Annotated in this window: 23 protein-coding genes and 1 pseudogene; 11 read left to right on the top strand and 13 right to left on the bottom strand. The window is 72.2% G+C overall.

Annotated elements, in window-relative coordinates; translation table 11 throughout:
- Nucleotides 1-353 precede the first annotated feature (353 nt).
- A complete protein-coding gene (locus ACIGWZ_RS18110; RefSeq protein ID WP_400065683.1) occupies nucleotides 354-1,187 on the top strand; it encodes an undecaprenyl-diphosphate phosphatase in 834 nt (277 codons plus the stop codon).
- A 109-nt stretch (nucleotides 1,188-1,296) separates the two neighbouring features.
- Here ACIGWZ_RS18110 and ACIGWZ_RS18105 read toward each other — a convergent pair.
- The 3 genes and pseudogenes from ACIGWZ_RS18105 to ACIGWZ_RS18095 form a co-directional block, all read right to left on the bottom strand.
- Nucleotides 1,297-1,398, bottom strand: a pseudogene (locus tag ACIGWZ_RS18105) (excalibur calcium-binding domain-containing protein); the annotation flags it as partial.
- 257 nt (nucleotides 1,399-1,655) lie between these two features.
- Nucleotides 1,656-2,867: an adenosine deaminase gene (locus ACIGWZ_RS18100; protein WP_400065681.1), complete on the bottom strand. Its 1,212-nt coding sequence runs from the start codon at nucleotides 2,865-2,867 to the stop codon at nucleotides 1,656-1,658.
- Nucleotides 2,868-3,022: 155 nt separating this feature from the next.
- Nucleotides 3,023-3,769 (bottom strand): GntR family transcriptional regulator, encoded by a 747-nt coding sequence (locus ACIGWZ_RS18095; protein WP_400065679.1) that lies wholly within the window; start codon nucleotides 3,767-3,769, stop codon nucleotides 3,023-3,025.
- A 381-nt stretch (nucleotides 3,770-4,150) separates the two neighbouring features.
- Between ACIGWZ_RS18095 and ACIGWZ_RS18090 the strand changes: the two genes are divergently transcribed.
- Nucleotides 4,151-5,599 (top strand): MFS transporter, encoded by a 1,449-nt coding sequence (locus ACIGWZ_RS18090; RefSeq protein WP_400065677.1) that lies wholly within the window; start codon nucleotides 4,151-4,153, stop codon nucleotides 5,597-5,599.
- Nucleotides 5,600-5,793: 194 nt separating this feature from the next.
- Here ACIGWZ_RS18090 and ACIGWZ_RS18085 read toward each other — a convergent pair whose 3' ends face one another.
- Together ACIGWZ_RS18085 and ACIGWZ_RS18080 are read right to left on the bottom strand one after the other, a co-directional pair.
- The gene (locus tag ACIGWZ_RS18085; protein ID WP_400065675.1) at nucleotides 5,794-7,083 is read right to left on the bottom strand and encodes a cytochrome P450; all 1,290 of its coding nucleotides are present in this window, start codon (nucleotides 7,081-7,083) and stop codon (nucleotides 5,794-5,796) included.
- 47 nt (nucleotides 7,084-7,130) lie between these two features.
- Entirely contained in the window at nucleotides 7,131-7,880 is a 750-nt protein-coding gene (locus ACIGWZ_RS18080; RefSeq protein WP_400065673.1) for a TetR/AcrR family transcriptional regulator, read from the bottom strand.
- Between the two features lie 407 nt (nucleotides 7,881-8,287).
- Between ACIGWZ_RS18080 and ACIGWZ_RS18075 the strand changes: the two genes are divergently transcribed.
- The gene (locus ACIGWZ_RS18075; RefSeq protein ID WP_400065671.1) at nucleotides 8,288-9,541 is read left to right on the top strand and encodes a cytochrome P450; all 1,254 of its coding nucleotides are present in this window, start codon (nucleotides 8,288-8,290) and stop codon (nucleotides 9,539-9,541) included.
- Nucleotides 9,542-9,692: 151 nt separating this feature from the next.
- A complete protein-coding gene (locus tag ACIGWZ_RS18070; protein WP_400065670.1) occupies nucleotides 9,693-9,983 on the top strand; it encodes a hypothetical protein in 291 nt (96 codons plus the stop codon).
- Between the two features lie 12 nt (nucleotides 9,984-9,995).
- Here ACIGWZ_RS18070 and ACIGWZ_RS18065 read toward each other — a convergent pair whose 3' ends face one another.
- Both ACIGWZ_RS18065 and ACIGWZ_RS18060 read right to left on the bottom strand, forming a co-directional pair.
- A complete protein-coding gene (locus ACIGWZ_RS18065; RefSeq protein ID WP_400065668.1) occupies nucleotides 9,996-10,199 on the bottom strand; it encodes a hypothetical protein in 204 nt (67 codons plus the stop codon).
- A gap of 175 nt (nucleotides 10,200-10,374) precedes the next feature.
- Entirely contained in the window at nucleotides 10,375-11,682 is a 1,308-nt protein-coding gene (locus ACIGWZ_RS18060) for a phosphoribosyltransferase family protein (RefSeq protein ID WP_400065666.1), read from the bottom strand.
- A 134-nt stretch (nucleotides 11,683-11,816) separates the two neighbouring features.
- On the opposite strand from ACIGWZ_RS18060, the gene ACIGWZ_RS18055 reads away from it, so the two are divergent.
- The gene (locus tag ACIGWZ_RS18055; RefSeq protein ID WP_400065664.1) at nucleotides 11,817-12,662 is read left to right on the top strand and encodes an HAD-IIA family hydrolase; all 846 of its coding nucleotides are present in this window, start codon (nucleotides 11,817-11,819) and stop codon (nucleotides 12,660-12,662) included.
- On the opposite strand, the gene ACIGWZ_RS18050 is transcribed toward ACIGWZ_RS18055, so the two are convergent.
- A complete protein-coding gene (locus ACIGWZ_RS18050; RefSeq protein ID WP_400066448.1) occupies nucleotides 12,583-13,230 on the bottom strand; it encodes a histone deacetylase in 648 nt (215 codons plus the stop codon). The two genes, ACIGWZ_RS18055 and ACIGWZ_RS18050, sit on opposite strands and share 80 nt — an antisense overlap.
- Nucleotides 13,231-13,705: 475 nt before the next feature.
- Between ACIGWZ_RS18050 and ACIGWZ_RS18045 the strand changes: the two genes are divergently transcribed.
- Entirely contained in the window at nucleotides 13,706-14,734 is a 1,029-nt protein-coding gene (locus ACIGWZ_RS18045; RefSeq protein WP_400065663.1) for a hypothetical protein, read from the top strand.
- A 45-nt stretch (nucleotides 14,735-14,779) separates the two neighbouring features.
- On the opposite strand, the gene ACIGWZ_RS18040 is transcribed toward ACIGWZ_RS18045, so the two are convergent.
- The gene (locus ACIGWZ_RS18040) at nucleotides 14,780-15,391 is read right to left on the bottom strand and encodes a TetR/AcrR family transcriptional regulator (RefSeq protein WP_400065661.1); all 612 of its coding nucleotides are present in this window, start codon (nucleotides 15,389-15,391) and stop codon (nucleotides 14,780-14,782) included.
- Between the two features lie 208 nt (nucleotides 15,392-15,599).
- Between ACIGWZ_RS18040 and ACIGWZ_RS18035 the strand changes: the two genes are divergently transcribed.
- The 5 genes from ACIGWZ_RS18035 to ACIGWZ_RS18015 all read left to right on the top strand — a co-directional run bounded on the left by ACIGWZ_RS18035 (nucleotide 15,600) and on the right by ACIGWZ_RS18015 (nucleotide 22,120).
- A complete protein-coding gene (locus ACIGWZ_RS18035) occupies nucleotides 15,600-17,090 on the top strand; it encodes a purine-cytosine permease family protein (RefSeq protein WP_400065659.1) in 1,491 nt (496 codons plus the stop codon).
- Nucleotides 17,091-17,156: 66 nt separating this feature from the next.
- Nucleotides 17,157-18,815 (top strand): amidohydrolase, encoded by a 1,659-nt coding sequence (locus tag ACIGWZ_RS18030; RefSeq protein WP_400065657.1) that lies wholly within the window; start codon nucleotides 17,157-17,159, stop codon nucleotides 18,813-18,815.
- Between the two features lie 89 nt (nucleotides 18,816-18,904).
- Entirely contained in the window at nucleotides 18,905-20,452 is a 1,548-nt protein-coding gene (locus tag ACIGWZ_RS18025) for an ATP-dependent DNA ligase (protein ID WP_400065655.1), read from the top strand.
- A 5-nt stretch (nucleotides 20,453-20,457) separates the two neighbouring features.
- Nucleotides 20,458-20,982: an NUDIX domain-containing protein gene (locus tag ACIGWZ_RS18020; RefSeq protein ID WP_400065652.1), complete on the top strand. Its 525-nt coding sequence runs from the start codon at nucleotides 20,458-20,460 to the stop codon at nucleotides 20,980-20,982.
- Between the two features lie 124 nt (nucleotides 20,983-21,106).
- A complete protein-coding gene (locus tag ACIGWZ_RS18015; RefSeq protein WP_400065650.1) occupies nucleotides 21,107-22,120 on the top strand; it encodes an ArsR/SmtB family transcription factor in 1,014 nt (337 codons plus the stop codon).
- Between the two features lie 25 nt (nucleotides 22,121-22,145).
- Here the strand turns inward: ACIGWZ_RS18015 and ACIGWZ_RS18010 are convergent, their stop codons facing one another.
- The 4 genes from ACIGWZ_RS18010 to ACIGWZ_RS17995 are packed head-to-tail and all read right to left on the bottom strand — an operon-like array spanning nucleotide 22,146 to nucleotide 26,347.
- Complete coding sequence (locus tag ACIGWZ_RS18010; RefSeq protein ID WP_400065648.1) at nucleotides 22,146-23,138, bottom strand: zinc-dependent alcohol dehydrogenase family protein; 993 nt, start codon at nucleotides 23,136-23,138, stop codon at nucleotides 22,146-22,148.
- Nucleotides 23,135-23,986 (bottom strand): carbohydrate ABC transporter permease, encoded by an 852-nt coding sequence (locus tag ACIGWZ_RS18005; protein ID WP_400065646.1) that lies wholly within the window; start codon nucleotides 23,984-23,986, stop codon nucleotides 23,135-23,137. Before ACIGWZ_RS18005 ends, ACIGWZ_RS18010 begins: the two co-directional genes overlap by 4 nt.
- The gene (locus ACIGWZ_RS18000) at nucleotides 23,983-24,957 is read right to left on the bottom strand and encodes a carbohydrate ABC transporter permease (protein ID WP_400065644.1); all 975 of its coding nucleotides are present in this window, start codon (nucleotides 24,955-24,957) and stop codon (nucleotides 23,983-23,985) included. Before ACIGWZ_RS18000 ends, ACIGWZ_RS18005 begins: the two co-directional genes overlap by 4 nt.
- The gene (locus ACIGWZ_RS17995; RefSeq protein ID WP_400065642.1) at nucleotides 24,938-26,347 is read right to left on the bottom strand and encodes an ABC transporter substrate-binding protein; all 1,410 of its coding nucleotides are present in this window, start codon (nucleotides 26,345-26,347) and stop codon (nucleotides 24,938-24,940) included. Before ACIGWZ_RS17995 ends, ACIGWZ_RS18000 begins: the two co-directional genes overlap by 20 nt.
- Nucleotides 26,348-26,484: the final 137 nt, after the last annotated feature.

Below are 26,484 nucleotides of genomic sequence, written 5' to 3'. Positions count from 1 at the left end.
GGCCCGATTCCGGCCTCCCCGCCGGGTCGTCTACAGTGATGTAGACCATCGCCGCGCGGTAGCCACCGGGGCCCGCCGTACGCCCCCGCGGCCCACCAGGAGAGGACCCGACGACCAGGACGCCCGCCCCCCCGACCAGCGGCTCCGCCCACCCACCAGGACTCCCCGTCACCGGCCCGGGCTGCTCTGGCATCCTCACAGCGGTACGATCCTGCGTCCGTCGCCGTACGGCGGACCACCGGCCCGCACCGTGCGCCGGGCGGCCGCGGAACCCGCCCCGGCAGCATCCGGGCGACGCACCCCAGGCCCACCGCCCACGCCCACCGCCCGCACCCTCCCCAGAACTGGACCCCATGAGCGCGATCAACATCGGCCAAGCCCTCGTCCTCGGAGCCATCGAGGGGGTGACGGAGTTCCTCCCTGTCTCCTCCACCGGCCACCTCAAGATCGCCGAGGGGCTGATGGGAATCCCCGTCGACGAAAAGGCCGTCGTGGGCTTCTCCGCCGTCATCCAGGTCGGCGCGATCGCCGCGGCGCTCGTCTACTTCTTCAAGGACATCGTGCGCATCGTGGGCGCCTGGTTCCGCGGTCTGCGCAACCGCGAGGAGCGCTACCACCACGACTACAAGTTCGCCTGGTGGGTCATCTACGCCACCCTTCCGATCGTCGTCGTCGGCCTGGCCGCCAAGCCCCTGATCGAGGGCCCGCTCGCCTCCCTGTGGGTGGTGGCCGGTTCGCTGATCATCGGCAGTGGTGTGATGTGGGCGGCGGACCAGATGGGCCGGCACAAGCGCGGTGAGGACGACACCTCCCTCAAGGACGCCATGTGGGTCGGCTGCTCCCAGATCCTCGCCCTCCTCTTCCCCGGCTTCTCCCGCTCCGGCGCCACCATGTCCACCGCGCTCATCCTCGACCTGGAGCGCGTCGCGGCCACCCGGCTGTCCTTCTTCCTCGGCATTCCCGCCCTCACCGGAGCCGGTATCTACGAGCTGAAGGACGCCGTCGGCTCGGGCGCCTCCATCGCCCCGCTGGCCGTCGGCACGGTCGTCTCCTTCGGCGTCGCCTACGCCTCGATCGCCTGGCTGCTGAAGTTCGTGGCCAAGCACTCCTTCAACTCGTTCGTCATCTACCGGATCGTCATCGGTGTGCTGCTGTTCGGCCTGCTGGGCGCGGGGCTGGTGGGCTGACGCCGCGGGCCGGGGCGGCGGCCGACGAAGCGGCCGGCTCCGGCGCGATGCCCTGGGTCGGACGCGGACGACGGCGGGCCGGTCCGCTCCGGCCGAGGTCCCGGTCCGGCTACCACTCGCACCCGACGCCGTCCCCGTCCCGGTCGAGGTGGCGGCCGTAGCCGGGCTCTCCTCGCACGATGCGGGACTTGCCCGCGGCGTGCACGGCGGCGCAGTTCTTGTAGGAGGTGCCGCCGCCGGAGGAGCCGCCGGTGACCGCACCGTGGGTGCGCGAATTTGATCAGCGGGAGCCCACACACACTGTTGGCGTGTGATCGCTGACAGTTCCAGCCGATCGAGACGCCCAACGCCCCACGCCCAGGGCGGAGTTCGGCCCGGGATGTCGGCCCCGGAGATCGGCCCGGCCCGGCGGCCGGCCCGCTTCTCCGGGACGCGCCGTACGACACCCGTCGCACGCCGCCGAACTCCCTACGCGGGAACCGCCGCCGACGCGGCCCAAGCGGCCGGGAGGCGGCTGAGGCTCTGGGTCCGCAGCCGGGCGTAACCGGGGCGGATGATCTGGTGGATCAGCGCGAGGCGCTCGTCGAAGGGGATGAACGCGGATTTCATCGCGTTCACGGTGAACCACTCCATCTCGTCCAGGCCATAGCCGAAGGTGTCGGTCAGGTGCTGGAACTCCCGCGTCATCGTGGTGCCGCTGACCAGACGGTTGTCGGTGTTGACGCAGACCCGGAACTTCAGGCGGCGCAGCAGGTCGATGGGGTGCTCGGCGTACGAGGAGGCCGCGCCGGTCTGGAGGTTGGACGTGGGGCACACTTCGAGCGCGATGCGGTGGTCGCGCACGTAGGAGGCGAGCCGGCCGAGCGTGACCGAGCCGTCGTCGGCGACGGTGATGTCGTCCGTGATGCGGACGCCGTGGCCGATCCGATGGGCGCCGCAGCGCTGCACCGCCTCCTGGATGGAGGGCAGGCCCACGACCTCGCCGGCGTGGATGGTGATGTGGCTGCCGGCGGCTCTGAGGTGGTCGAAGGCGTCGACGTGGCGCTCGGGCGGGTTGCCGGCCTCGGCTCCGGCGATGTCGAAGCCGACGACGCCGGCATCACGGTAGGCGACGGCCAGTTCGGCGATCTCGCGGGAGCGGTCGGCGTGCCGCATGGCGGTCAGCAGGGTGCCGACGCGGATCGTGCGCCCGTCGGCCGCCGCGCGCCGTTCGCCCTCGCGGAAGCCGTCGTTGACCGCCTCGATGACCTGTTCCAGGGTGAGGCCGCGCTCGAGGTGCTGCTCGGGCGCGTAACGGATCTCGGCGTAGACGACGCCGTCGGCGGCCAGGTCCTCGGCGGCCTCCGCGGCGACCCGGTGCAGCGCCTCGCGGGTCTGCATCACGCCGCAGGTGTGCGCGAAGGTCTCCAGGTACCGCTCGAGGGAGCCGGAGTCGGCGGCGTCGCGGAACCATGCGCCGAGCCGGGCGGGGTCGGTGGTGGGCAGCGCGCCGTAGTGCGCGTCGCGGGCGAGTTCGACGACGGTGGCGGGGCGCAGGCCGCCGTCCAGGTGGTCGTGCAGCAGGACCTTGGGAGCCTGCTGGATCTGTTCGCGGTCGAGGGCGCCGGTGCCGAGGCCCGTGCCGCCGGGGGTACCGGGTACGTCGACCGCATCGGGAGAGAGGTTGTCTGACAAGTACATGGGGTGGCAGTGTAGCCGCGCGTTCCGGTGACCGGAACGGGGGTCGCTCCGGACGGATTCGGCCGCCGCATGCGCCTGCCACATGTCCGCGTTCGTCCTCGTCCGCCACCCTTGTTCCGTGCGTCGCGCCCGCACCCCGCGCCGCATCCGTCCGTTCAGCGCGATTGCCAGACGGGGAGCGCCGGGGCCCCGGTGGGCAGCATGTACTTGGCCGCCAGGACGGGGGTCCGCCCCGCGTGGACGACCTGGGTCACCAGAACGGCCGGGGTGTCCGCGGGCCGGTCGAACTGCTCGCCGCGGCGGCGGCCGAGCATGGTGGCGACCATCGTCGAGGAGCCCTTCAGGGGCATTCCGCGCCCCGCCTCCAGCAGCAGCCGGAGCATCGTCGAGGGCGCGCCCTGGGGGTTGTCGAGGGCCATCGCGGGCATGAGGCCGAGCCCGGCGAGGGTCTCTTCGGTGGCCGCCCACTCGTGCGCCAGGCAGGACGGCAGCCCGTTGACCTCGATCATGCTCTCCCAGAACCGGACTTCGCCATGAGCGGGAAGCAGCAGATGCTGCGCGGAGAAGTCGGTCGGCTCCTCCAGGGTGTGCGCCAGCCGGGCGGTGCGGACGGCCTGCCCCGCGCCGAGCAGTTCCTCCATGGGCTTCAGGGTCTCGAAGCCGCGCCGCGGCGGGTGGTGGTTGACGGTACGGCCCACCCCGCGCCGTACCGTGATGACCCCGTCCTCCTGGAGCAGGATCAGCGCCTCGCGCAGCGCGGGCCGGCTCACGCCCAGGTCGGCGGCGAGGCGGGGTTCGGTCGGCAGCTGCGACCCGGGCGGGTAGACGCCCTGATGGATCGCTTCCACGATCCGCTCGTACAGCACGACGACCGGGCGTCGCTGCTGTTGTCTGTCAGCCATTGCCATCTCCTGAGGGTGCCGTCGGACTGCCGCTGACCGGCGGTCCAGCCTACGCATGTGGCGGCCGGAGCGCGGGGGCGCCGCCGGTGTACGGGAGTTCGTGCGGCGTGCGGCGAGCAGTGGCGGGGCGCCAGGAACCGGCAAGGAATCCTTGACAGCTCTTCGAATGCGGCGGTAGACCAGTTCCTCACCACTTCTTGTCAGACAAGTAGCGATCGGGCCGTCCCACTCAATGGCGTTCCGAGCGTCGTTGTCTCCCTCGGCGCGCCAACCGCCGCAACGCCGCGTACATCGGCGGAGCCGGCCGACAACGGCGGACAGCGACGAGCGGACAGCCGCCCGCGGCGTACCACCCCGACCCCTCTCCCCTTAGGAGCCGCCATGTCGACGTGCTCTGACCGCACCGCGAAGCCGCGGTCCGACAGCCGTCCCGGCATGCTCGTGGCGCTGGCGCTGGCCGTGCTCGGCTACCAGCTCAACGCCACCATGCTCAGCCCGGCCCTCCCTGACGTCATCCGTCGCCTGCACACCACCAGCGGGCTCGTAGGGCTCTCGCAGACGCTGTTCTTCCTGTTCGCGGCGGTCGGGCAGGTCACCCTGGCCCGCCTCAGCGACTACCGCGGCCGCAAGCCGATGATGCTGCTGGGCTGTCTGCTGGTGATCGCGGGCGACCTCGCCTGCGCCGCCGCCCCGGACATCGGCGTCTTCCTCGTGGGGCGCGTTCTGCAGGGCTTCTCCGCCGCCCTGTTCACCCTGGCGTTCCTGACCCTGAACGACACCCTGTCGCCCAAGGGCTTCGGCCGTGCCGCGGGCATCATCACCGCGGTCAACGGCGGATTCGCCGGTGTGGACGCCGTCTTCGGCGGCCGGCTCGCGGACACCGTCGGCTTCCGCGGCATCTTCCTGGCCGGCCTCGTGGTGTCGGTGGCGGGCACCCTCGCCGTACTCAAGACCGTCCCCGCCGCGCCCCCGACGGCGGTCGGCCGCATGGACTGGCGCGGTACGTGCCTCCTCGGCGCCGGCCTGACCGGGGTGCTGATCGGGCTGGCACAGGGGGAGTCGTGGGGCTGGCTGTCTGCGCCGACCGCGGGCTGTGTGCTGGTCGGCCTCCTCTGTCTGGTCGTGTTCGTCCAGGTCGGCAGGGGCAACCCGGACGCCATCATCGACACCGGGCTGCTCGCCTCGCGCCGCGCCTGGCCGCTGCTGGCCACGACCGTGCTGACCCTCGCCGGAGCCTTCGGGGCGCTCACCCTCACCGTGCCGCTGTTCACCCAGGACCCGCATGCCGGTTACGGCCTGAGCGCGACGCAGTCGGCGCTGCTGTTCGCCACCCCCGCCCAGGCCATCGGCGTGATCGGCGCTCCGCTCGCGGGCATTCTCGGACCGCGGATCGGCTGGCGCCGCAGCGTGGTCATCGGCTCCGCCGGCTCGCTGATCGCCTTCGCCGTCGCGGTGCCGTTCATGACCTCGCAGTGGGTCCTGGTGGCTGCGCTCGCGGTGCTCGGCATCACGTACAACGGCCTGAGCATCACCGCCCTCAACGCCCTGGCCGTGGTCTCGGCCCCCAAGGATCAAAAGGGCGCCCTGCCCGGTCTGAACGGTGCCTGCTTCGGCATCGGTGCCTCCCTCGGGACCGCGCTCGCCTCCGCCGTGATCACGACCGCGGGGAGCGTCGGTGCCCGGGGCCCGGACCTGTACGCGACCGCCATGTGGGCCTCGTTGGGGCTGCTGGCCGCGGCGATGGTGACAACGGTCGCCCTCAAGGCGGTGCCGAGGGAGGCCACGGAGCCGGAGGGGGCCGGTGTGGCCGTACCTGCCCTGCACATGTGAGCGCTCGACGGACGAGCCGTCGATACCCCGATCGCCGCCCGGACGTCGTTGAGGTCCGCGACCCGCGAGGTCGTCCGCGCCGATGCGTGCGGATGCGGGAGCGGGTGCGGGAGCGGGTGCGGACGGCGGGACACTCCGCCGCCGTCCGCACCCGTCCGCCCTGTCGTCGTGGCGGGCGACAAGGCCCGCCCGGTCTACGGCCGGAGCCGCACCGGAAGGGAGTTGAGCCGCCAGCTGCCGGGCAGTTGCGGGCGCTCGAGACGGTCGGGCCCGACGGCCAGCGATACGTCGGGGTAGTGCGCGAACAGTTTGCCCAGGGCGACCTCGCCCTCCTGGCGGGCGAGGGAGGCGCCCAGGCAATAGTGCATGCCATGGCCGAAGCCGACGTGGTTCTCGGCGTGGCCGGCCGGGTGGCGGGTGAGGTCCAGGCGGTTCGGGTCGTCGTAGTGGCGGGGGTCGAAGTTGGCGGAGACCAGGACGAGTTGGACGGCATCGCCCTTGCGGATCGGGGTGCCGGCGAGGTCGAGGTCCTCGGAGGCGTAGCGCAGTTGGGTCATGTGGACCGGACCGCACCAGCGCATCAGCTCGTGGACGGCGCGAGGCTGCAGGCTCGGGTCCGAGGTGAACAGGCTCAGCTGGTCGGGGTGGGTGAGGAGGGCGGCCGTGCCGTTGCCTATGAGGTGGGCGGTGGTTTCGTGACCGGCGAAGACCAGGGTGAGGACCAGGGTGACCATCTCGACGTCGCTGAGCCGGCCGCCGTCGTCGTCGTGCGTCCGGATCAGTTCGCTGAGCAGGTCGTCGGTCAGTGCGCTGCGGCGTACCCGGATCAGTTCGTGGATGTGGTCGACCATCGCCGGGATCGTGGTGCCGAGGCGTCCCGGAATCAGCGATACGAGGTCGGAGCCCCATTGCCGCCATTGCGGGCGGTCCGCTTCCGGAATGCCGACCAGTTCGCAGATGACGGTGATGGGGAGGGGATAGGCGAAGTGCTCGATGAGGTCGACGACGCCGTTCTCGGCGTGCTCGGGGAGCCGGGCCAGGAGGTCGTCGGTGATCTGCTCCACGCGCGGACGCAGATCGGTGATCTTGCGCGCGGTGAAGGCGCGGGACACCAGACGCCGGAGGCGGGTGTGATCGGGGGCGTCGACGTTGAGGATCGATCCGAGGAGGTAGGGGCGGAACTCCTCGGGAAGGCCCATGGTGTCCATCAGGCGGGTCACCGGGCCGTCGTCCGCGCCGCCGGCGGAGGAGGCCGGGTTGTTGACGAAACGCTGGTCGCGTAAGACCTCGCGTACGTCGTCGAAGCGGGTGACGAACCATACGGGTGTGTCGTCCAGGAAACGGCCGCGGACCACGGGGCCTTGCTCGCGCACCTCGCCGTAGCCCTTGAACGGGTCGGTCAGCAGCACCGGGTCCATCTCGTTGAGTTCGCCCGGGTGCTTACCGACGTGTTCGGCCAACGGGTTGGTGGTGGTTTCCGACATCGTCTGTTCTCCTCCGCATGGGGATGTGGTGCCGGTCGGTTTCGTTGTCAGTCGCGCAGCTGCCGACGCATTTCCTGTGAGCTGCGCTCCTCCAAGTGCTCGTAGAGCGCGATGATCTCGGGTGCGGCGGCGGTCGCCGCCGCGAGCGCACGCCGGGCGGCGGAGGCGGCGGCATCGGGATCCGGTGCGACCGGGAATTCCAGTGCGCCCCGGAGCGTGTGGGCCAGGATGTCGATCCGTTCCTCCGGCGCGGCGGGGGCGACCGGGGAGTCGGGGGCGCCGGTGCCGAGCGCTTCGGTCATGAAGAACCCGGCGGCCACCGCCATCATGGCGTAGTGCTGGTGGGCGACGGTGACGTCCTCACGTACCAGGCCGTGTGTGCGCAGCACTTGGAGGTGGCGGCGCAGGACATGGTCGCCGTACGTCATCAGTTCCGCGAGCTCCTGCTTGGCGGTGTCGTTGAGGCGGCCGAGAATGTCGGAGTCGTCGGTCTGGACGGCGCGCAGCACCGGGTCGGCCAGGTAGTCGCGGTAGAGCCCGCACATCATCCGGCTCGCCAGGACCTCCAGGGGATCGGCACGCATGCGGTCCAGCTGGTGGCGCAGACTCTGCGCTTTGGCGTTGACCACGACGGCCAGGAGCAGGGCGTCCTTGGTCTTCCAGTGGAGATAGACCGTGCCCTTGCCGACCTTGGCGCGGCGGGCGATCTCGTCGATGGTCACCCGCCGGTATCCCCAGGCGAGCAGGAGCTCGCCGGCGACCTCCAGGATGCGTTCACCGCGCTGCGTCTGTTCCACGACCTGTGCCTCTTCTGGTGCGGGTGCGACTGCGTGACCAATTTTCACATCTGGTCATGCGGTCAAAGGTAGGTGGGGTGGAGGACGGGAGGCAAGGGGTGAATCCGGTCAGATGTGGGGGTGGGAGCCGGTGGCGCAGTGGCGCATACGCGAGCTACGGGACTGCGGGGATCTCCGTCGGGGACGCGCGCCGAGGGATCGATCGAACCCTCTCAACCCTGCTGGTCCATAAGGGAGTTGGCGCCACCCGACCCGCTGGGGCCCTCTGGACCGACCCGGCCGAACTGCCATAGCGTCGGGCAGCACCCGCAGGCGCACCATCGCCCGGGCCCGATCGCCGGAGCCCGGTCACCGATCCTGTTCCTGCTCCTGATCATGCTCCTGCTCAGGGAAGCCGAGGACGCGTCGTGACCACGATTCCGCAGCCGCCCGACATCCTCTCCCCGGAATTCGAAGCCGATCCCTACTCCGCCTATCGCGTCCTGCGGGAGCACTACCCGCTGTTTCATGATCCGGGCACCGGAAGCTATCTGATCTCCCGGTACGAGGACGTCCAACGGGCCTTCCGCGAGCCGGTGTTCACCAGCGACAACTACGAGTGGCAGATGGAGCCGGTGCACGGCGGCCGGACCCTGCCGCAGATGAGCGGGCGCGAACACGCCGTACGCCGCGCGCTGGTGGCGCCCGCCTTCCGGGGCCGCGAGCTGCGCGAGAAGTTCCTGCCGGTGATCGAGCGCAATGCCCGGGAGCTGATCGACGGCTTTCGGGAGGCCGACGAAGCCGACCTCGTGTCGCGCTTCGCGACCCGCTTCCCGATCAACGTCATCGTCGACATGCTCGGCCTGGACCGGGCCGACCACGACCGCTTCCACACCTGGTACGGGGCGGTCGTCGCGTTCCTGGCCAACCTCGCCCAGGACCCGGCCGTCACGGCCACCGGCCTGCGGACCAGCGAGGAGCTGGCCGCGTACCTGCTGCCCCTCATCCAGGAACGCCGCGCCGCGCCCGGCGACGATCTCCTGTCCACCCTGTGCACCGCCGAGATCGACGGCACCCGGATGAACGACCAGGACATCACCGCGTTCGTCAGCCTGCTGCTCGCGGCCGGCGGCGAGACCACGGACAAGGCCATCGCCGGCATCTTCCGCAACCTCCTCGCCCACCCCGACCAGCTCGCCGCCGTGCGGGCGGACCGCAGCCTCGTACCGGCGGCCTTCGCCGAAAGCCTGCGCTACAGCCCGCCCGTCCAGATGATCATGCGGCAGCCCGCCGAGGACGTCGCCCTCAGCGGTGGCACCGTACCCGCGGGTTCCACCGTCACCTGCCTGATCGGTGCCGCCAACCGCGACGAGCGGCGCTACGCCCACCCCGAGACCTTCGATGTCTTCCGTACCGAGATCGCGGCGGCCAGCGCCTTCAGCGCCGCCGCCGACCATGTGGCCTTCGGGCTCGGGCGCCACTTCTGTGTGGGCGCGCTGCTGGCCAAGGCCGAGGTGGAGGTCGGCGTGAACCAGCTGCTGGACGCCTTCCCCGCGATGGCCTTCGCGGACGGCGCCGCGCCCGCCGAGGCGGGGGTCTTCACCCGGGGGCCGGGGCGGCTGTCGGTGCGCCTCACGCCCAGTGGCGGCCGGGAAGACGGCCAGGGGGCCGGCCGGGGATAGCGGTACGTGGTCGGGGACGGGGCGCGCGCCGGCGGACCGCCCCGTTCCGCAATGCCCGGTCGATGCGGTGCGCTGTGGCCCGTCCGGTGTCAGACTTGAAAGACCGCACTGGCTGCCGGCGGCCGGTGGCCCCTGGCACCAAGGGGGAGCCATGACCTGGGCATCTTGGACCACGATCGGGATCTACGCGCGGCCCGGGGTGGTGCGCACCGAGGAGATCGGCGTGATCGACGGTGACCTGAGCGTGCATACGACCTGGTCGGAGGGCCAGGCGCATGTGGCGGTGCAGTACACGGGTGCCACGGACTGGTTCACCATGGCCGGCAGCCCGGTCCCCTGTGACTCGGAGGAGGACAGCCGCAGCTTCCACCAAGCGGTGGTCGAAGCGATGCGGGACGGAGAAGAGGCCGAGCCTTCCCTCCGGGAGCTGTTCCCTCAGTAGGGGGCAGCGCAATCACCGGGAGTGGCCGCGGAACCCGTCGCCGGAACAGCTTCGGACGAGGACCGGGTTGCCGTGGATGATGGCCGCGTAGAGGTGGCAGCCGTGGTGGTGGCCGCGAGGGTGGTCGTGGTGACCGCCGGCGAGGGCGGTGGTGGCGCTGCCGAGGACAACGGTAGCGGCCAGGACACTGGCTGCGATCGCGGCGCGGATGCGCATGATTGCTCCTCAAAGGGGTTCGGGTGGTGATTCCGGCCCTCTCAGGGATCACCTTGGCGACAGAACTCCAAACGCGGTTTCGGCCGATCGCGTGAGGCGGCGCCGACGGCGGCGCGACGCTCTCGCGAGACCGTGTGACCGAGCGTCAACTGCCCAGCAGCGCAATCGGGTTGCGCTACCCGGCCTGCGGGACCAGGTGTCTGGTGAACCAGTCCTGCGCCAGGTCGGCGACCGCGGCCAGCGCTCCCGGCTCCTCGAAGAGGTGCGTGGCATGCGGCACGACCTCGAGCTGGTTCTCGCAGCGCAGCTCCTCCAGGGCCTGCCGGTTGAGATCGAGGACCAGGGTGTCGCTGCCGCCCACGATCAGCAGCGTCGGCGCCCGTACGTCGCCGAGATGCGGCCCGGCGAGGTCGGGGCGGCCACCGCGGGAGACCACGGCTCCGATGTCGACCTCGGTGACCGCGGCGGCCCGCAGCGCGGCCGCGGCTCCGGTGCTCGCCCCGAAATAGCCGATCGGGATCGGCAACCGGCCGTGCAGCCAGTGGGTGGCGTCGGCCAGCCTCCCGGCCAGCGTCTCGATGTCGAAGACATTCGCCCGATCGGCCTCTTCGGCCGGTGTGAGCAGGTCGAAGAGGAGGGTGCCCAGGCCGGCCTCGTTCAGGACCGTGGCCACCATCCGGTTGCGGGGACTGTGGCGGCTGCTCCCCGACCCGTGGGCGAACATCACCACCGCCTCGGCGCCCTCCGGGAGGGCGAGGTCCCCGGCCAGCCGTACCGCGCCCGCGTCCACCTCCACCGGCTCTTCGACCACCGACCCGTGGGCCGGAACCGGCGGGTCGCTCACCGGGCGGGCCGCCGCCTCGGTCAGCAGGGCGATGACCTCCTCGTCCGGGGTCTGGGAGAAGTCCTGGTACCACTCGCCGACGGCGGAGAACGAGGCCGGCGTGGACAGGCACACCACCTCGTCCGCCTTGGTGCGCAGCCAGGCGGCGGCGTCCGGCGGCGCCACCGGGACGGCCAGCACCACCCGGGCCGCGCCCTGGGCCCGTACGACTTCGCAGGCGGCCGCAGCCGTCGCGCCGGTCGCGATCCCGTCGTCCACCAGGATCGCCGTGCGGCCCTTGAGGGAGAGCCGGGTCCGGCCGGCGCGGAAGCGCCGCGCCTGACGCGCGAGCTCCGCCTCCTCGGCGCGTTCGACGGACTGGAGGTCCGCCTGCCGGATCCGGCCGCGGCGGACGATGTCCTCGCTGATCACCCGCACGCCGCCCTCGCCGATGGCGCCGAAGCCCAGCTCACGGTGGTAGGGGACGCCCAGCTTGCGGACGACGATCACATCGAGGGGTGCCCCCAGGGCCTGCGCCACCTGGTAGGCGACGGGGACTCCGCCGCGGGGCAGCCCGAGGACGAGGGGATCTTCCCCGGCGAGGTGGCGTAGCGCTTCGGCGAGACGGTGCCCCGCGTCCGTACGATCGGTGAACAGCACAATCGAACACCCCCTACCCAGGGGAGACAGAAGCCGCGTCCACACCTACTTCGAAACAACCCCATGCGCGGGCGTTTCGCAAGTCGGGAGCGGATCCGTTTCCGCGGGGGGCGGGTCGTGGTTACGGTCGGGGTATGGCACGGAGCGGCACAGGGCCGAGCGGTCGCATCAGGGCGGTCCTGATCGATATCGACGGTGTGCTCACGGTGTCCTGGAAGCCGCTGCCGGGTGCCGTGGCGGCCATGGCGCGGCTGCGTGCCGCCGGGCTTCCGCTGGCCTTGGTCACCAACAACACCTCGCGGACCCGCGCGGTGATCGCCGGGAGGCTGGCCGGGGCGGGGTTCCCGGTCGCCGCCGACGACATCCTCACCGCACCCGCCGTCACCGCCGGATATCTGCGCGAGCGCCACCCGGGTGCCCGCTGCCTGCTGATCAACTCCGGTGATGTGCGCGAGGATCTCGAGGGCGTGACGCTCGTCGACGAGGGGGCGGACGAGGCCCCGGATGTGATCGTCTTCGGGGGCGCGGGCAGCGCATTCGACTACCCGGCCCTCAACGCCGCCTTCCGCCATCTCCAGCGCGGCGCCCGTATGGTGGCCATGCACCGCAATCTGTACTGGCGCACGGCGGAGGGGCTCGACCTGGACACCGGGGCCTTTCTTCTGGGGCTGGAGCGGGCCGCCCGGGTCGAGGCGGTGGTCACCGGCAAGCCCGCCGAGGCGTTCTTCGCCACCGCCCTGGAGCACCTCGGGGCCTCGCCGGACGAGACCCTGATGGTGGGGGACGACATCGCCTCCGATGTGCTGGCGGCCCAGCGCAGCGGCATCGCCGGCGTACTCGTCAAGACCGGGAAGTACCTGCCCGAAACGCACCGCGCGGCCGACGGCACGCCCGATCACGTCATCGATTCCTTCGCCGACCTGCCGGACCTTCTGGGGCTTTCGGCCCCGCCGGCGGGCCGGGAGAACCGCTCTCGGTGACCAGCGCCTCGATCTCCGCGACCGGCCACCGTCCCGCCGCCCCCGGGCACCCGGCCAGATACTCGGCCGTCCGCCGCGCGCTCCAATGGTGTGCGGCGATGATGCCCGCCGCGATGTGGCGGAGGTAGGCGGCGGAGGGGGCGTTCAACGGGACATCGGTGCTGCGCCACGGGGCCGTGAAGGTCAGTACGGGGGATCCGTCGAGGTGGTCGGCCCGGACCAGCGTTTCATAGCGGCCGGATCCGAGGGCCGCCCGTCCCCGGTGGAGGACGTCCGTCAGATCGAGGTCCTTGCCGGGCCTGCGGAGCATCTCCTGGGCCGCGATGTCGGAGAACTGGCCGAGCGTCAGAAGATAGGCGCGGGCCGGGAGCCGCCCGTCGCCGTCGGGGTCGTAGAAGGCTCTGCCGCCCGTCCACGTCAGGGATTCGGTGGCGAAGTAGAGCAGGCCCGGCAGCATGACCGGCTCGGCGCGCGCGGGCGGGCGGGGGTCCCGGCAGCCGGGGTGGCCGAGCCGCGCGCCAGGTGGGCGGCCGCCTTCGAGGTAGGCGGTCAGCCGGTCGAGGTGCATGTTGGAGCCGTACGCCGCGTACCAGACCTGGCGGGCGCTGGGGCGGTGCGGCGTGGTCAACGGGCTGTCCCCTTCACCGGCTGTCCCTTTCACGGGCTGTCCCCTTCACGCGCGGGCCGCTTCCGGGCGCATGGGCGGTACGTCGACACCCGGCAGGCCGCTCGCGCCCTCATCCCTCGCGCCCTCATCCCTCGCCCCTCATTCCCTCGTGCTCTCGCGCCCTTGTTCCTTCGGCTCTCCTCGTACCCTCTGGTTCCCCCTGAATTCTTCTGGTTCTCCTGACTCCTCTGATTCTCCTCGTTCGCCGCAATTGGCGCATGCGCTGCATGCGTCTCGTCGGCGGCGCTGTTTCCGGTGAACTCGGCGGTCGGTCCCGCGAATTGGCAGGCATGCGGCGGTGACGGGGAAGGTTTTACGGGGTGTGGTCTGGAGAGGCGCGGTGTGCGGGGGTGGTGTGGCGACGGACGGAGGCGGCGTGGCGGATGAACCGGGCAGGACGGGCGGGCCGGACGGGGCGAACGACGCGGGCGGGGCGAGCCGCCGGGGGGTTCTCGCGGCCACCGCGGCGGCCGGCCTCGGCCTCCTCGCGGCCTGCGGCGAACCGGTCGTTCGGGACGACCCCGCGAACGGGGCGCCGCCGCCCGAGCGGCGGACGAAGCCGCCGCGCACCCCGGCCGCCCGTCCGACCGGGCACCGGCCACGCCCCCGTCCCGAACTCCCGCGTGGCGGCCGGGAGTTGTTTCCCCGATACCGCCTGGTGGGTTTCTGCGGACTCCCCGGTGCCGCCGCGCTCGGCCGGCTCGGCACGGGCGACCCCGGCGCCCGCGCCGCCGAGATCGAGAAGGTGGCGCACAGGTACGCCGCGGGGCGCGAGCCGCTGCCCGTACTGGAACTCCTGGCGGTGGTCGCGAATGCCGCACCCGGGCCCGACGGGGCCTACCGTTCGCGGACGCCGGCCGCCACGATCCGCCGCTTCCATGAACTCGCGCGTGCGCGCCGTGCGCTGCTTCTGCTGAATATCCAGCCCGGCCGCGCGGCGCCGCTGGACGAGGTGAAGGCGCTGCGCGAATGGCTGGTGCATCCCGATGTCGGGATCGCGCTCGATCCGGAATGGGAGATGGGTCCGGGCGAGGTGCCGGGGCGGAAATTCGGCCACACCAGCGGGCGGGAAGTGACCGGCGTCGCCCGTTATCTATCCGGCCTGGTCGGCGAGCACGATCTGCCGGTGAAGCCGCTGGTCTTTCACCAGGTCGCCTCCTCCGTACTGCGTGCGGAATCCGCGCTGCGGCCGCAGCCCGGTGTGGCGGTGATCAAGTGCGCCGACGGGATCGGCTCTCCGGGCCTGAAGCGGGGCACCTGGCGCAGGCTCGTCTCCCGAATACCCCAGGACGTGCACACCGGCTTCAAGCTGTTCTACGAGGAGGATGCCGAGGTCGGCCGGCTGATGACCCCGAAGGAGGTCCTGGCGCTGACGCCTCGGCCGGATTACGTGATGTACGAGTAGCCGGAGTACGTCAGGTACGGGTGGGCGAGCGCCCTGGGCGAGCACCTAGGAGCCGGCTGCCCTGCTGATGAGGCGTTCCGTCGCCGAGCGGGCCGCGGTCAGGGCCTGCCGGCGGTCGGTGCCGCGCTGGCCGAGGACGACGCGGGTGCTCAACCCGTCCAGCAGCGCCAGGAGTTCGGAGGCGCGCGCGGGGATGTCCATCGGGGCGAACCTGCCGCGCTGCACGCCCTTGGCGAGCAGCGCCTCCAGGTCGTCCTGCCAGCCCTGATCCATCTCTTCCTGGGCCCGGTGCAGCGGCTCGTTCGACGGGGTGCGGGCCCAGAGCTCGATCCACAGCGTCCAGCGCGCGTCGCGCGGGCCACGCGGCAGATACAGCTCCAGGAACAGGTCGAGTTTGCGTTCCGCGGTCAGCCGGCGGGCCAGGAGCGCGTGCCGCTCCTCGGCGAGGGTGGCCTCGCTCCAGCGCAGCGCCTCCAGGAGCAGCAGGTCCTTGCTGCCGAAGTAGTACAGGATGTGGCCGCCGCTGGTGCCCAGTCGCTCGGCGAGTGCGGACATGGTGAGCGTGGCCAGGCCGTTCTCGGCGATGGCCGTCATGGCCTCCTCGAGCATCCGTTCCTGGGTGAGGTGCCCATCGCGCCGTCGTGCCGCCCGTGCCACCCGTATCGCCCCCGCTCTTCGCTCTCGTGCCGTGGCGTCGCTGCGCCTTCGCCGCGGCGTCCATGCCGTCGCGGCGTCTGCCTCCCCGACCTTATCCGCGAATTTTCGCAGGGGTCTTGACGGGCGGGGGAGCGGTCGCACATCTTGAATGCCGTTCTAGAAGTTAGAACGACATTCAAGATCGTGAGCGTGGAAGGGCGGTGCACGGATGGCAGGGCGGCAGCCGGAAGCAGAGAGCACGGCGAGAGAGATCCCGGGCGCGGGGCGCGCGGAGGCGGCGGGGCAGGCTCCCGATGGCGCCGCATCCGCCGGCACCGCGGCCGGTCCGGACAGCGATGAGGTGTTCCGGGTCGAGACCCACGGCATCGACCCGATCCCCGACGACGAGCGGCACGGCAGCGCCAAGGACCTGTTCTGGCTCTGGTTCGGCTCCAACCTCACCTTCACCTACGTGATCAACGGAGCCCTCGCGGTCGGCTTCGGCCTCTCCTTCTGGCAGGCGACCGCGGTCGTGGTCATCGGCGGGCTGGCGTTCTTCGCGATCAGCGCGGCGGGCCTGAGCGGTATCCGTACCGGAACCGCCACCCTGGTGATCTCCCGCGCCGCCTTCGGCGTGCGCGGGAACTGGCCCGCCGGACTGCTCAACTGGGTGGTCAGCATCGGCTACACCATCGTGAACACGGTCGTCGGAACCCTCGCCCTCGAGGCCTTCTTCGCCGACCTGGGCTGGGCCGGCGGCAACCTCGCCCGCGCCCTTGCGCTGCTGGTCACCCTCGCACTCACCTTCGCGGTGGCGATGTGGGGCCACGCCACCGTCCAGTTCGCCGAACGCTGGATGGCCTACGTCCTGGCCGTCGGCTTCGCCGCGCTGCTGGTCTTCGTCCTGCCCGGCGCACACACCACCGGCCACGCATCGGCCCCCGGCGCCACCGGCTGGAGCCTGGCCTTCGTGGTCATGCTGGCCGGACCGTTCTCGTACGTGCCGATGCCCGCCGACTACACCCGCTATCTGCCGAAGGCGACCTCGCTGCGCGCCCTCACCTGGAGCGGCGCGCTCGGCGGGTTCCTCTCGTCCGTCGCGCTCGGCGTCATCGGCGTGGCCGCGGCGAGCCGTACGGACATGACGGACGCCGTGGCCGGGACGGAGAAGCTGCTGCCCGGATGGTTCCAGCCGGCCTTCCTCGCCCTGGTCCTGCTCGGCTCGGTCACCAACTCGATCATCACGCTCTACTCGTCGTCGCTGAACCTCCAGGTCCTCGGCATCCCCTGGAGCCGTTCCAAGGCGATCATCATCAGCGCCGCCGTCACCGCCCTCGGCTCGCTCGGCGCGCTCTTCTACGCCGACTTCACCGAGTCGCTGCTGTCCTTCCTCTCCCTGCTGATCATCGTCTTCGCCCCCTGGGGCGGCGTTTTCCTCGCGGACATGGTGCTGCGCCGCTGCCGGTACGACACCGAGGCCCTGCATTCCGGGCGCGCGGGCGCGTACTGGTACCGCTCCGGCTACCACCCGGCGGGCATGACCGCGCTGGTCGCCGGCATGCTCTTCGCGGCCCTGACCTGCGACTCCGAGCTATGGACCGGCCCCCTGGTCGCGCCGCTCGGCGGCGCCGACCTCACCCTGCTCGGCTCGGTCGTCTCCGGCCTCGTCTACTGGGCGCTCGCCCGGCGCGGCGTCGCCGCCACCACACCGGGCGCCTGACGCCCCCCGCGCACGCCGACGCGACACGTCCCACTCGCCCTCCGTACCACTCAGGAGCCCCTCCTCATGACCCGCACCGCCCCGGCCGGTCCCGCCGACCTCGTCCTCACCGGCGCCCGTATCCACACCGTCGACCCCGACCTGCCCGAGGCGCAGGCGCTCGCCGTACGTGACGGCCGGATCGTCTGGCTCGGTGCGGACGCCGACGCCGGGCAGTGGACCGGACCGGACACCGAGCGCATCGACGCCGGCGGCCGGCTGGTGCTGCCCGGGTTCATCGACGCCCACAACCACGTCCGGCTCGGCTCCGACGACGCCTGCGTCCAGCTCGCCGGCGTCCGCACCCTCGACGCGATCCACGAGCGGATCCGCACCTGGCGCGAGGCCCATCCGGACGCCGAGTGGATCGAGGCCGAGGCCTTCGACTACTCCGCGATCCCCGGCGGCCGGATGCCGCGCGCGAGCGACCTCGACCCCGTCACCGGCGACACCCCCGCCTTCGTCCTCAGCTACGACGTCCACACCGCCTGGCTGAACACCGCCGCGCTGCGCCGCCTGGGCATCGACCGGGACCGTACGAGCCTGCCCTTCGGCGAGGCGGAGACCGACCCGGAGACCGGCGAACCCACCGGCTTCGTCAAGGACTTCGCCGTCAAGGGACTCTCCCGCGACGGGCACCGCGCCCTGAAGGACCTCGGCGTGCCGTGGGCCTCCGCCGACCGCCAGTACGGGCGCCTGGCCCAGAGCCTCGACGACGCCATCCGCTTCGGCATCACCACCGTCGTCGAACCGCAGAACTCCCTCGACGACCTCGCCCTCTTCGAGCGGGCCCGCGCCGAGGGCCGGCTCCGGTCGCGGATCGTCGCGGCGCTCTTCCACCCGCGCGGCACCACCGACGCCGACCTCGACGATTTCGCGGCGGCCGCGCGGCGCCACGCCGACGACCGGCTGCGGGTCGGCCCGCTCAAGCTGTACATCGACGATGTCGTCGAGCCGCGGACGGCCGCGCTGCTGGAGCCCTACGCGGGCTGCGGCCACCACCGGGGCGAGACGTTCTACCCCGCCGCCGACTTCGGCGAGCTGCTCACCGAGCTGGACGCCCGCGGCTTCCAGTGCTTCGTCCACGCCACCGGCGACCGCGGCATCCGCACCGTCCTCGACGCCGTCGAGCGGGCCCGTGCCGTCAACGGCCCGCGCGACGCCCGCCACCAGGTCGTCCACGTCGAATGCCTCGACCCCAGGGACACCCCGCGCTTCGCCGAACTGGGCGTGGTGGCCTGTATGCAGCCGCGGCACTGCGCCCCGGAGATCGCCGGGCCCGGCCAGGACTGGGCCGAGAACGTCGGTCCGGACCGCTGGCACAAGGCCTGGCCGATGCGCAGCCTGCACACCGCGGGCGCCGTACTGGCCTTCTCCAGCGACTGGAACGTCGCCGAGATGGACCCGATGGTCGGCATCTACACCGCCCTCACCCGCAAGCCGCTGGCCGGCGGCGAGGCCTGGCAGCCGGAGGAGACGGTGAGCGTCGAGACCGCGGTGCACGCATACACGATGGGCTCGGCCTACGCCAACTTCCTCGAGGACGAACGCGGTTCGCTGACCGTCGGGAAGCTCGCCGACTTCGTGGTGCTCTCCCGGGACATCCTGCGTTCCGCGCCCGAGGACATTCCGGGGACGGTCGCGGAGACGGTCGTCGTCGGCGGCGAGATCGTGCAGCGGAGCTGACGGCCGGTACGGGGGTTCCAGGAAGGCAGGCAGGCCACCGCGGCGCCCGTCCGGGAGCGCGGACGGCGCCGCGGGCGCACCATGGCCCTATGCTGCTGGCCGCTCTCGCACAGGTCTCCGCGGACGTCGCCGCGGCCTCCGCGCGGTCGCGGAAGATCGCGCTGCTGGCCGGGCTGTTCCGGGCCGCCGAGCCACCGGACGTACCGATCGTCCTCCCGTACCTCGCCGGGCGGCTGCCGCAGGGGCGGATCGGCATCGGCTGGAGCGTCCTGCGCGAGCCGGTGTCCCCGGCCGAGCGCGCCACGCTCACCGTGCGCGAGGCGGACGCGGCGCTGAGCGTCCTGGCCCGGGTCGGCGGCGCCGGAGCGCAGGGCGAGCGCCGCCGGCTGGTACGGGAGCTGATGGCCGCGGCGACCGGGCAGGAGCAGCGGTTCCTCTTCGGGCTGCTGACCGGGGAGGTACGGCAGGGCGCGCTGGACGCCCTTGCCGTGGAAGGGCTCGCGGCGGCGACGGAGGTGCCCGCGGCGGACGTACGGCGGGCCGTGATGCTGGCCGGGTCGCTGCCGGACGTGGGGCGGGCGCTGCTGGCGCAGGGGCGGCCGGCGCTGGCGGAATTCCGGCTCACGGTGGGCCGCCCCGTCGGCCCGATGCTCGCGCACAGCGCCACGTCGGTGGCCGAGGCCATCGACAAGCTGGGCGCCTGCGCGGTGGAGCAGAAGCTGGACGGCATCCGGGTGCAGGTCCACCGGGACGGCGACGACATACGGATCTACACCCGCACCCTGGACGAGGTCACCGACCGGCTGCCCGAGGTCGCCGCCCTGGCACGGGACCTCCCCGCCGAGCGCTTCATCCTGGACGGCGAGGTGATCGCGCTGGACCGGGACGGGCGGCCGGTGCCGTTCCAGCGGGTCGCGGGGCGGTTCGGCTCGCGGGTGGACGTCACCGCCGCGCGGGCCGCGCTGCCGCTGTCGCCGGTCTTCTTCGACGTGCTCCTGTGCGACGGCCGCGACCTGCTGGAACGGCCCGTCGCGGACCGGCACGCGGAGCTGGCGCGGCTGGTTCCACGGGAGGCGCGGGTGCGGCGCCAGGTGGTGCCCGACCCGCAGGACGCGGCGGGCCGGGCGGCCGCCGAGGACTTCTGGATGCGGACCCTGCGCGACGGCCACGAGGGCGTCGTCGTCAAGGCCCTGGGCGCCCCGTACAGTGCGGGCCGCCGCGGCGCCTCCTGGCTCAAGGTGAAGCCGGTGCACACCCTCGACCTGGTCGTGCTCGCGGCGGAATGGGGCCACGGCCGGCGCACCGGAAAGCTCTCCAACCTCCACCTGGGGGCGCGCGGCCCGGACGGCGGGTTCGTCATGCTCGGCAAGACCTTCAAGGGCCTCACCGACGCCACCCTGGCCTGGCAGACCGAACGGCTCCAGGAGCTGGCGGTGGCGGAGCGGGGGCACGTCGTCACCGTGCGGCCGGAACTCGTCGTGGAGGTCGCGTACGACGGGCTGCAGACGTCCACGCGCTATCCGGCGGGCGTGACGCTGCGCTTCGCGCGCGTGGTGCGCTACCGCGAGGACAAGACGGCGGCCGAGGCGGACACGGTCGAGACCGTGCTCGCCGCGCACGCCGGTGCGGAGACGTAGCGGCCGTGGCGGGGAAGCGGAGCGCCGGGCTGCTCCTGTACCGACGGCGTGCGGACGGCGTCGAGGTGCTGCTGGCGCACATGGGCGGGCCGTTGTGGGCCCGGCGGGACGAGGGCGCCTGGTCGGTGCCGAAGGGGGAGTACCTACCGCCGGAGGAGGCGCGGGACGCGGCCCGGCGGGAGTTCGAGGAGGAGCTGGGGATGCCGCCGCCGGACGGGCCGTACCTGCCCCTGGGGGAGGCCCGCCAGGCGGGCGGCAAGGTGGTGACCGTCTGGGCCGTCCGCAGCGATCTCGATCCGGAGCGGATCGTGCCCGGCACCTTCGAGATGGAGTGGCCGCGGGGGTCGGGCGTGACCCGTGGCTTTCCGGAGATCGACCGGGTGGCGTGGTTCACTCCGCGGGAGGCGGCGGAGCGGGTGGTGAAGGGGCAGCGGGTGTTCCTGGAGCGGCTGGCGGAGCGACTGGCCGAGGACGGCGACGGGGCCGGGGACGGCGACGCGTACGGGGAAAGGGGCGGGGACGGCGGCTGACGGCCCGCCCCGCCGTCCTTTGGGCAGGGCTCGCCCTGGACACCCACCCCGCCACCGGGCAGGCTGTCCGCGGGGAGTTCAGGGGGCCTTGGGGACGGGGTCATGAGCATGCCGCGGGGGCCGCATGTTGCGTATCCATTTCGACGAGCGGGACATCGCGCGCGTACAGCTCGCGGCCGAACCGGACCCGCTGTGGGAAACGGTGCTGGCGATGCATCAGCTGACGGCGCCCGGCAACGGCGTGCCGGTGTACGCCGCCTGGCGGGCCCGCGCCCGCGCCGAACTGGCGGAGCACGGACTGACCCGGGCCGCCCGGCTGATCACCGCGCTGGCGCCGGGCGACGCCCGCTACTTCCCGGACTTCCTGACACCCGACGCGGGACGCCACGGCCTGGCGGCGGGGCTGACGGCGCTGCGGGAGACGCCCAGGGCCCGGCTGACCGCGGAACTGCGCCGGGCCGCGCTCCCGGCCCGGCTGCCGCGCTGGGCCGGAGCGGTGGCCAAGGGCAGCCGGCAGCCCCTGGACGAACTGGCCGCCGCGTTCCAGGCGGTGCACGCGGCGGTGATCGCTCCGGACTGGACGGAGGCGGCCGCGACGGCCGACCGCGACCGGGCCGCCCGCGCCCGCACGCTGTGCCACGGCGGAGTCGACCGCATGCTCGACTCCTTCCGCCCGCATCTGCGCTGGGATCCGCCGGTCCTCCACGTCGACTACCCCCGCGACCGCGATCTGTGGCTGCACGGCCGCGGACTGCGGCTGATCCCCTCCCACTTCTGCTGGCGGCGGCCCATCGCCCTCGCCGACCCGGGCCTGCCACCGGTCCTGGTCCACCCCGTCGAGCACTCCACGGCCTGGGCCCCCGCCGCCACCCGCGCCTGCCGTCCGCAGGCCCTGTCGGCGCTGCTCGGCCGCACCCGGGCCCGCGTCCTCACCGCCCTAGACGAGCCCGCCACCACCGGCGAACTGGCCCGTCGGCTACGGGTCTCCGCCCCCTCGGCAAGCGAGCATGTGAGCGCGCTGCGCGAGGCCGATCTGGCCCACAGCCGCCGCGACGGCGGGAGCGTCGTGCACGCCCTCACCCCGCTCGGCGCGGCGCTGCTGCACGGCGAGCTGGCGCCCGTACGCGTGCCGAACTGACCCCGCGGCCCACCGGCTCACGGGCTCACGGCCGCACCTGGATCTTCCGGCCCCGGCCCGCCTTGAAGCGGTCCAGCGCCGTCGCGTACTCCGCCAGCGGCAGCCGGTCGCTGATGAAGACCTCCGGGTCCAGGGTGCCCGCCGCGAACAGCTCGGCGGCGCGTTCGTAGCTGTGCAGTACGGCCATCGAGCCGGTGATGGTGATCTCCTGGTTGTAGATGCGGTACGGCTCGATGACGGCGCGGGCGGCGTAGTCGGCGACCCCGAACTGGAGGAAGGTGCCGCCCTTGCCGACCCGGCCCAGCGCGTCCTGGATGGCGCGTTCGCTGCCGGTCGCGTCGATGACGACGTCCCAGCCGCGCGGACGGTCGATCTCGTCGGGTGAGGCGGCCGCGTGGGTGCAGCCCAGGGTGCGGGCGGTCGCCAGCCGGTCCGGGTTGATGTCGACCACGTCCACGCCCGCCGCGCCGGTGCGCTTGGCCAGTTCGAGCATCATCAGGCCCATCGTCCCGGAGCCGTAGATCAGGACCCGGGTGCCCAGCTGCTGGGAGCGCAGGATGTCGTAGCCGCGTACGGCGCAGGAGAGCGGCTCGATCAGGGCCGCGTCCTCGGTGCGTACGTGGTCGGGCAGCTTGATGCAGTTGGCGACGGGCGCGACGGCGAACTCGGCGGCGCCGCCGGCCGTGGTCACCCCGATCGCCGCCCAGCGCTCGCAGAGGTTGTTGCGGCCGATGCGGCAGTAGTGGCACTCGTGGCAGGGCAGGGACGGGTCGACCGCCACCCGGTCGCCCTCGGCGAGTTCGGTGACCGCGCTGCCGGTGGCGACGACCGTACCGGCGAATTCGTGGCCGGGAACGACGGGCAGGGTGGGCGCGAACTCGCCCTGGAGGATGTGCAGATCGGTGCCGCACAGCCCGCAGGCGGCGACCGAGACCACGACCTGGCGCGGCCCGGGGGTGGGGTCCTCGACGGTGGTGACCTCGACCTGGCCGGGTGCGCTGATCACTGCGGCTTTCATTTCACGGCTCCGAGGGAGAGGCCCTGGACGAGCTTGTCCTGGGCGGCGAATCCGGCGATGAGGACGGGGAGGGAGATGACGGTGGCGGCGGCGCACACCTTGGCCAGGAACAGACCCTGGCTGGTGACCAGCCCGGTCAGGAACACCGGAGCGCTACCGGCCACGACGCCGGTCAGGACCCGGGCGAAGAGCAGTTCGTTCCAGCTGAAGATGAAGGAGATCAGGGCCGTGGCGGCGATGCCGGGCAGGGCGACCGGCGCGACGATCCGGAGCAGGGTGGTGGTCAGGCCCGCGCCGTCGATGGACGCGGCCTCCAGCATCTCCACCGGGACCTCGGCGAGGAACGAGCGCATCATCCACACCGCGATCGGCAGATTCATCGAGGTGTAGAGGATGACCAGCAGCCAGATGTTGTCCAGCATCCCCGCGTTCTGCGCGACCAGATAGATCGGCAGCAGCCCCGCCACCAGCGGCAGCATCTTCGTGGAGAGGAAGAAGAACAGGACGTCGCTCCACTTGCGCACCGGCTTGATGGACAGGGCGTAGGCCGCGGGAACGGCCAGGGCGAGGACCAGGAGCGTGGAGACGACGGACGCGGTGAGGGAGTTGATCAGGGGCGGCCAGGGACTGATGCCGCTGCCCTCGCCGAAGAACTCGCGGTAGCCGTGCAGGCTGAGCGGGGCGGCGATGCTGGGTGGGTTGGTCGCCGCGTCCGTCTCGCCGTGGAAGGAGGTCAGCACCATCCAGGCGACGGGCAGGAAGAAGGCGATTCCGCACAGCCAGGCGGCCAGGCCCAGCAGCCCGTTCGTCCGCCGCCGGCGCCGCAGGGGCAGGGGTGCGCTGTTCATCGGGTGACCTCCTCGCGGAGCAGGGACGAGACGGTGCGCAGCGCGAAGGTGGCCACGAGCAGCGAGCACAGCACCACGACCACGCCCTGTGCGGACGCCCGTCCGTAGTCATGGGCCTGGTAGAAGGTCTGGTAGAGGGTGTACGGGAGGTTGGCGGTGCCCAGGCCGCCGGAGGTGATGGTGAAGACCGCGTCGAAGTTCTGCACGACGTAGACGGTCCCGAGCAGGGCGGCGAGTTCGAGGTAGCGGCGCAGGTGGGGGAGGGTCAGGTAGCGGAAGATGTCGAAGGCGGAGGCGCCGTCCATCCGGGCCGCCTCGATGGCGTCCGTGGCGCGGCTCTGCAGCCCCGCCAGCAGGATCAGCATCATGAACGGCGTCCACTGCCAGATCAGCGACACCTCCACGGCGGCCAGCGGCGAGTCGGTCATCCAGTCCGGCTGCGGCGGGTTGTCGCTGCCGAAGAGCCGCCAGATCCAGGTCAGCGAACCGTTGAGCAGCCCGTACGAGGCGTTGTACAGCGCGTGCTTCCACAGCAGCGCGGAGGCGACCGGCACGACGAGGAACGGCGTGATGAGCAGGGTGCGGACGATGCCGCGGCCGCGGAAGCCGCGGTCGAGCAGCAGGGCCAGGACCAGCCCCAGCAGCAGGCTCACCAACACCACGGTCACCGTCAGCAGCACCGTCGTGCCCACCGAGGCGCGCAGCGCGGGATCGGTGAAGACGGCCCGGTAGTTGTCGAAGGCGGCGAAGCCGCGGTTGTCGGGGGCGAGCGCGTTCCAGCGCATGAAGGAAATCAACACCGTTGCCAGGAACGGGAGTTGGGTGACGACGACGAGGAAGACGAGGGCGGGGAGGAGGGGCGCGCGGCGGGCCCAGTCCCTCGCCCGCCGCGTGCGGTGGGCCGCGGTTCGTCCGGGAGCGGTGGCGACGGCCTCGACGGGCCGGGCCGGCTCAGTGGTCTGCGTACGCATCGGACACCTCCTGCGCCAGTCGCCGGCTCTTCCTGAGGGCCTCGGCGACGCTCTGCTTGCCGGCGATGGCCGAGCTGATCTCGTGGGAGACCTTGGTGCCCAGGTCGGAGAATTCGGGAATGCCGACGAACTGGATCCCGGGCGCCGGGCGGGGCTGAACCCCGGGATCGTCGGGCCGGGCCGAGGCGATCGCGTGCTCGGTCGCGCCCGCGAACGCACCGGCCGACCTGAGGTACTGCGGATCGCGGTAGAGCGAGGCCCGCTTGCCGCCCGGCACCCGCGGCCAGCCCAGCTCCCGGCCCACCAGCCGCTCGTAGGACGCGCTCGACGCCCAGCGGATGAACTTCCAGGCCGCCTCCTGATGCGTACTGGCCTTCTGCAGACCCCAGGCCCAGGTGTAGAGCCAGCCCGAGGCGGCGGTCCGCTCCACCGGCGCCGGCGCGTAGCCGACCCTGCCCGCAACCTTGGAACCGCCGCCCTCCAGCGAACCGGCCCCGGCCGTCGCGTCGTACCACATCGCGACCTTGCCCTGCTGCATATCGTTGAGGCACTCCGTGTAGCCCGCCTGCGGGGCACCCGCCTCACCGTGCCGGCGCACCAGATCCACATAGAACCGGGTGGCCCTGGCGAACTGCGGGCTGTCGACCTCCGCCCGCCAGTCCTTGGTGAACCATGTGCCGCCGAAGGTGTTGACCACCGTCGTCAGCGGGGCGATCAACTGCCCCCAGCCCGGCTGCCCGCGCAGACAGATCCCCTTCATCCCCTTGCGGAAGCCGTCCAACGTGGCCGCCAGAGCGGCCACTTGGCGCCAGGTGGGGCGGGCGGGCATGGTCAGCCCCGCGGCCTTGAAGAGGTCCTTGCGGTACATCAGGAACGAGGACTCGCCGTAGAACGGCTGGGCGTAGACCTTCCCGTCGGCGGCCGTCAGGGACTTGCGGACCGGAGGGAGGATGTCGCCCTGGTCGAAGGCGCGGTCCTTCGCGGCGCGCGCACCCAGATCGGTCAGCCAGCCGTTGCGGGCATAGATCGGCGTCTCGTAATTGCTCAGACTGGCCACGTCGTACTGCCCGGCCTGACTGGAGAAGTCCTGGCTCATCTTGTCGCGCAGATCGTCCTCCGGCAGCACCGTGAAATCGACCTTGATGCCGGTCTCCTCGGTGAAGTGCTCGGCGGTCAGCCGCTGCAGATCCACCATCTGCGGGTTGTTCACCATCAGCACATTGATGGTGTGCGCGGCGTCGTTGCCCGCGTCACCGGCGCCGCGATAGCAGGCGGTGGCGGACAGCGACAGGGCCAGGGCGAGCGAGGTCAGCCCGATGGCGCGGCCGGTGCGACGGCGCCCGGGGGACGGGTGTCCTGGGGACGGGTTTCCGGGGGATCGTGCTCTCACGGCTCGTACCTTTCTGGGGACGTGGGGCGGGTGCCGCACCGGGTGCGGGGGACCGCTGCGGGCAGGCCGGAACGGCCGTCCGACGGCCAGGGGAAGCGGGGCCTTCGGCGGTGAGCCGGGGAGGTGTCGTACGGGGC

The organism is Streptomyces sp. NPDC053427 (assembly GCF_044544985.1).
Classification (GTDB): Bacteria; Actinomycetota; Actinomycetes; order Streptomycetales; family Streptomycetaceae; genus Streptomyces.
This window is presented reverse-complemented; position numbering and strand designations above follow the sequence as displayed.

Coding starts and splice junctions, on each gene's coding strand:
- ACIGWZ_RS18000 (WP_400065644.1), bottom strand. CDS start 24,957: ATGCGTACGCAGACCACTGAGCCGGCCCGGCCCGTCGAGGCCGTCGCC.
- ACIGWZ_RS18050 (WP_400066448.1), bottom strand. CDS start 13,230: ATGCACCTCGACCGGCTGACCGCCTACCTCGAAGGCGGCCGCCCACCT.
- ACIGWZ_RS18030 (WP_400065657.1), top strand. CDS start 17,157: ATGACCCGCACCGCCCCGGCCGGTCCCGCCGACCTCGTCCTCACCGGC.
- ACIGWZ_RS18025 (WP_400065655.1), top strand. CDS start 18,905: ATGCTGCTGGCCGCTCTCGCACAGGTCTCCGCGGACGTCGCCGCGGCC.
- ACIGWZ_RS18085 (WP_400065675.1), bottom strand. CDS start 7,083: ATGTCGGAAACCACCACCAACCCGTTGGCCGAACACGTCGGTAAGCAC.
- ACIGWZ_RS18070 (WP_400065670.1), top strand. CDS start 9,693: ATGACCTGGGCATCTTGGACCACGATCGGGATCTACGCGCGGCCCGGG.
- ACIGWZ_RS18065 (WP_400065668.1), bottom strand. CDS start 10,199: ATGCGCATCCGCGCCGCGATCGCAGCCAGTGTCCTGGCCGCTACCGTT.
- ACIGWZ_RS18005 (WP_400065646.1), bottom strand. CDS start 23,986: ATGAACAGCGCACCCCTGCCCCTGCGGCGCCGGCGGCGGACGAACGGG.
- ACIGWZ_RS18100 (WP_400065681.1), bottom strand. CDS start 2,867: ATGTACTTGTCAGACAACCTCTCTCCCGATGCGGTCGACGTACCCGGT.
- ACIGWZ_RS18110 (WP_400065683.1), top strand. CDS start 354: ATGAGCGCGATCAACATCGGCCAAGCCCTCGTCCTCGGAGCCATCGAG.
- ACIGWZ_RS18015 (WP_400065650.1), top strand. CDS start 21,107: ATGTTGCGTATCCATTTCGACGAGCGGGACATCGCGCGCGTACAGCTC.
- ACIGWZ_RS18035 (WP_400065659.1), top strand. CDS start 15,600: ATGGCAGGGCGGCAGCCGGAAGCAGAGAGCACGGCGAGAGAGATCCCG.
- ACIGWZ_RS18090 (WP_400065677.1), top strand. CDS start 4,151: ATGTCGACGTGCTCTGACCGCACCGCGAAGCCGCGGTCCGACAGCCGT.
- ACIGWZ_RS18055 (WP_400065664.1), top strand. CDS start 11,817: ATGGCACGGAGCGGCACAGGGCCGAGCGGTCGCATCAGGGCGGTCCTG.
- ACIGWZ_RS18010 (WP_400065648.1), bottom strand. CDS start 23,138: ATGAAAGCCGCAGTGATCAGCGCACCCGGCCAGGTCGAGGTCACCACC.
- ACIGWZ_RS18095 (WP_400065679.1), bottom strand. CDS start 3,769: ATGGCTGACAGACAACAGCAGCGACGCCCGGTCGTCGTGCTGTACGAG.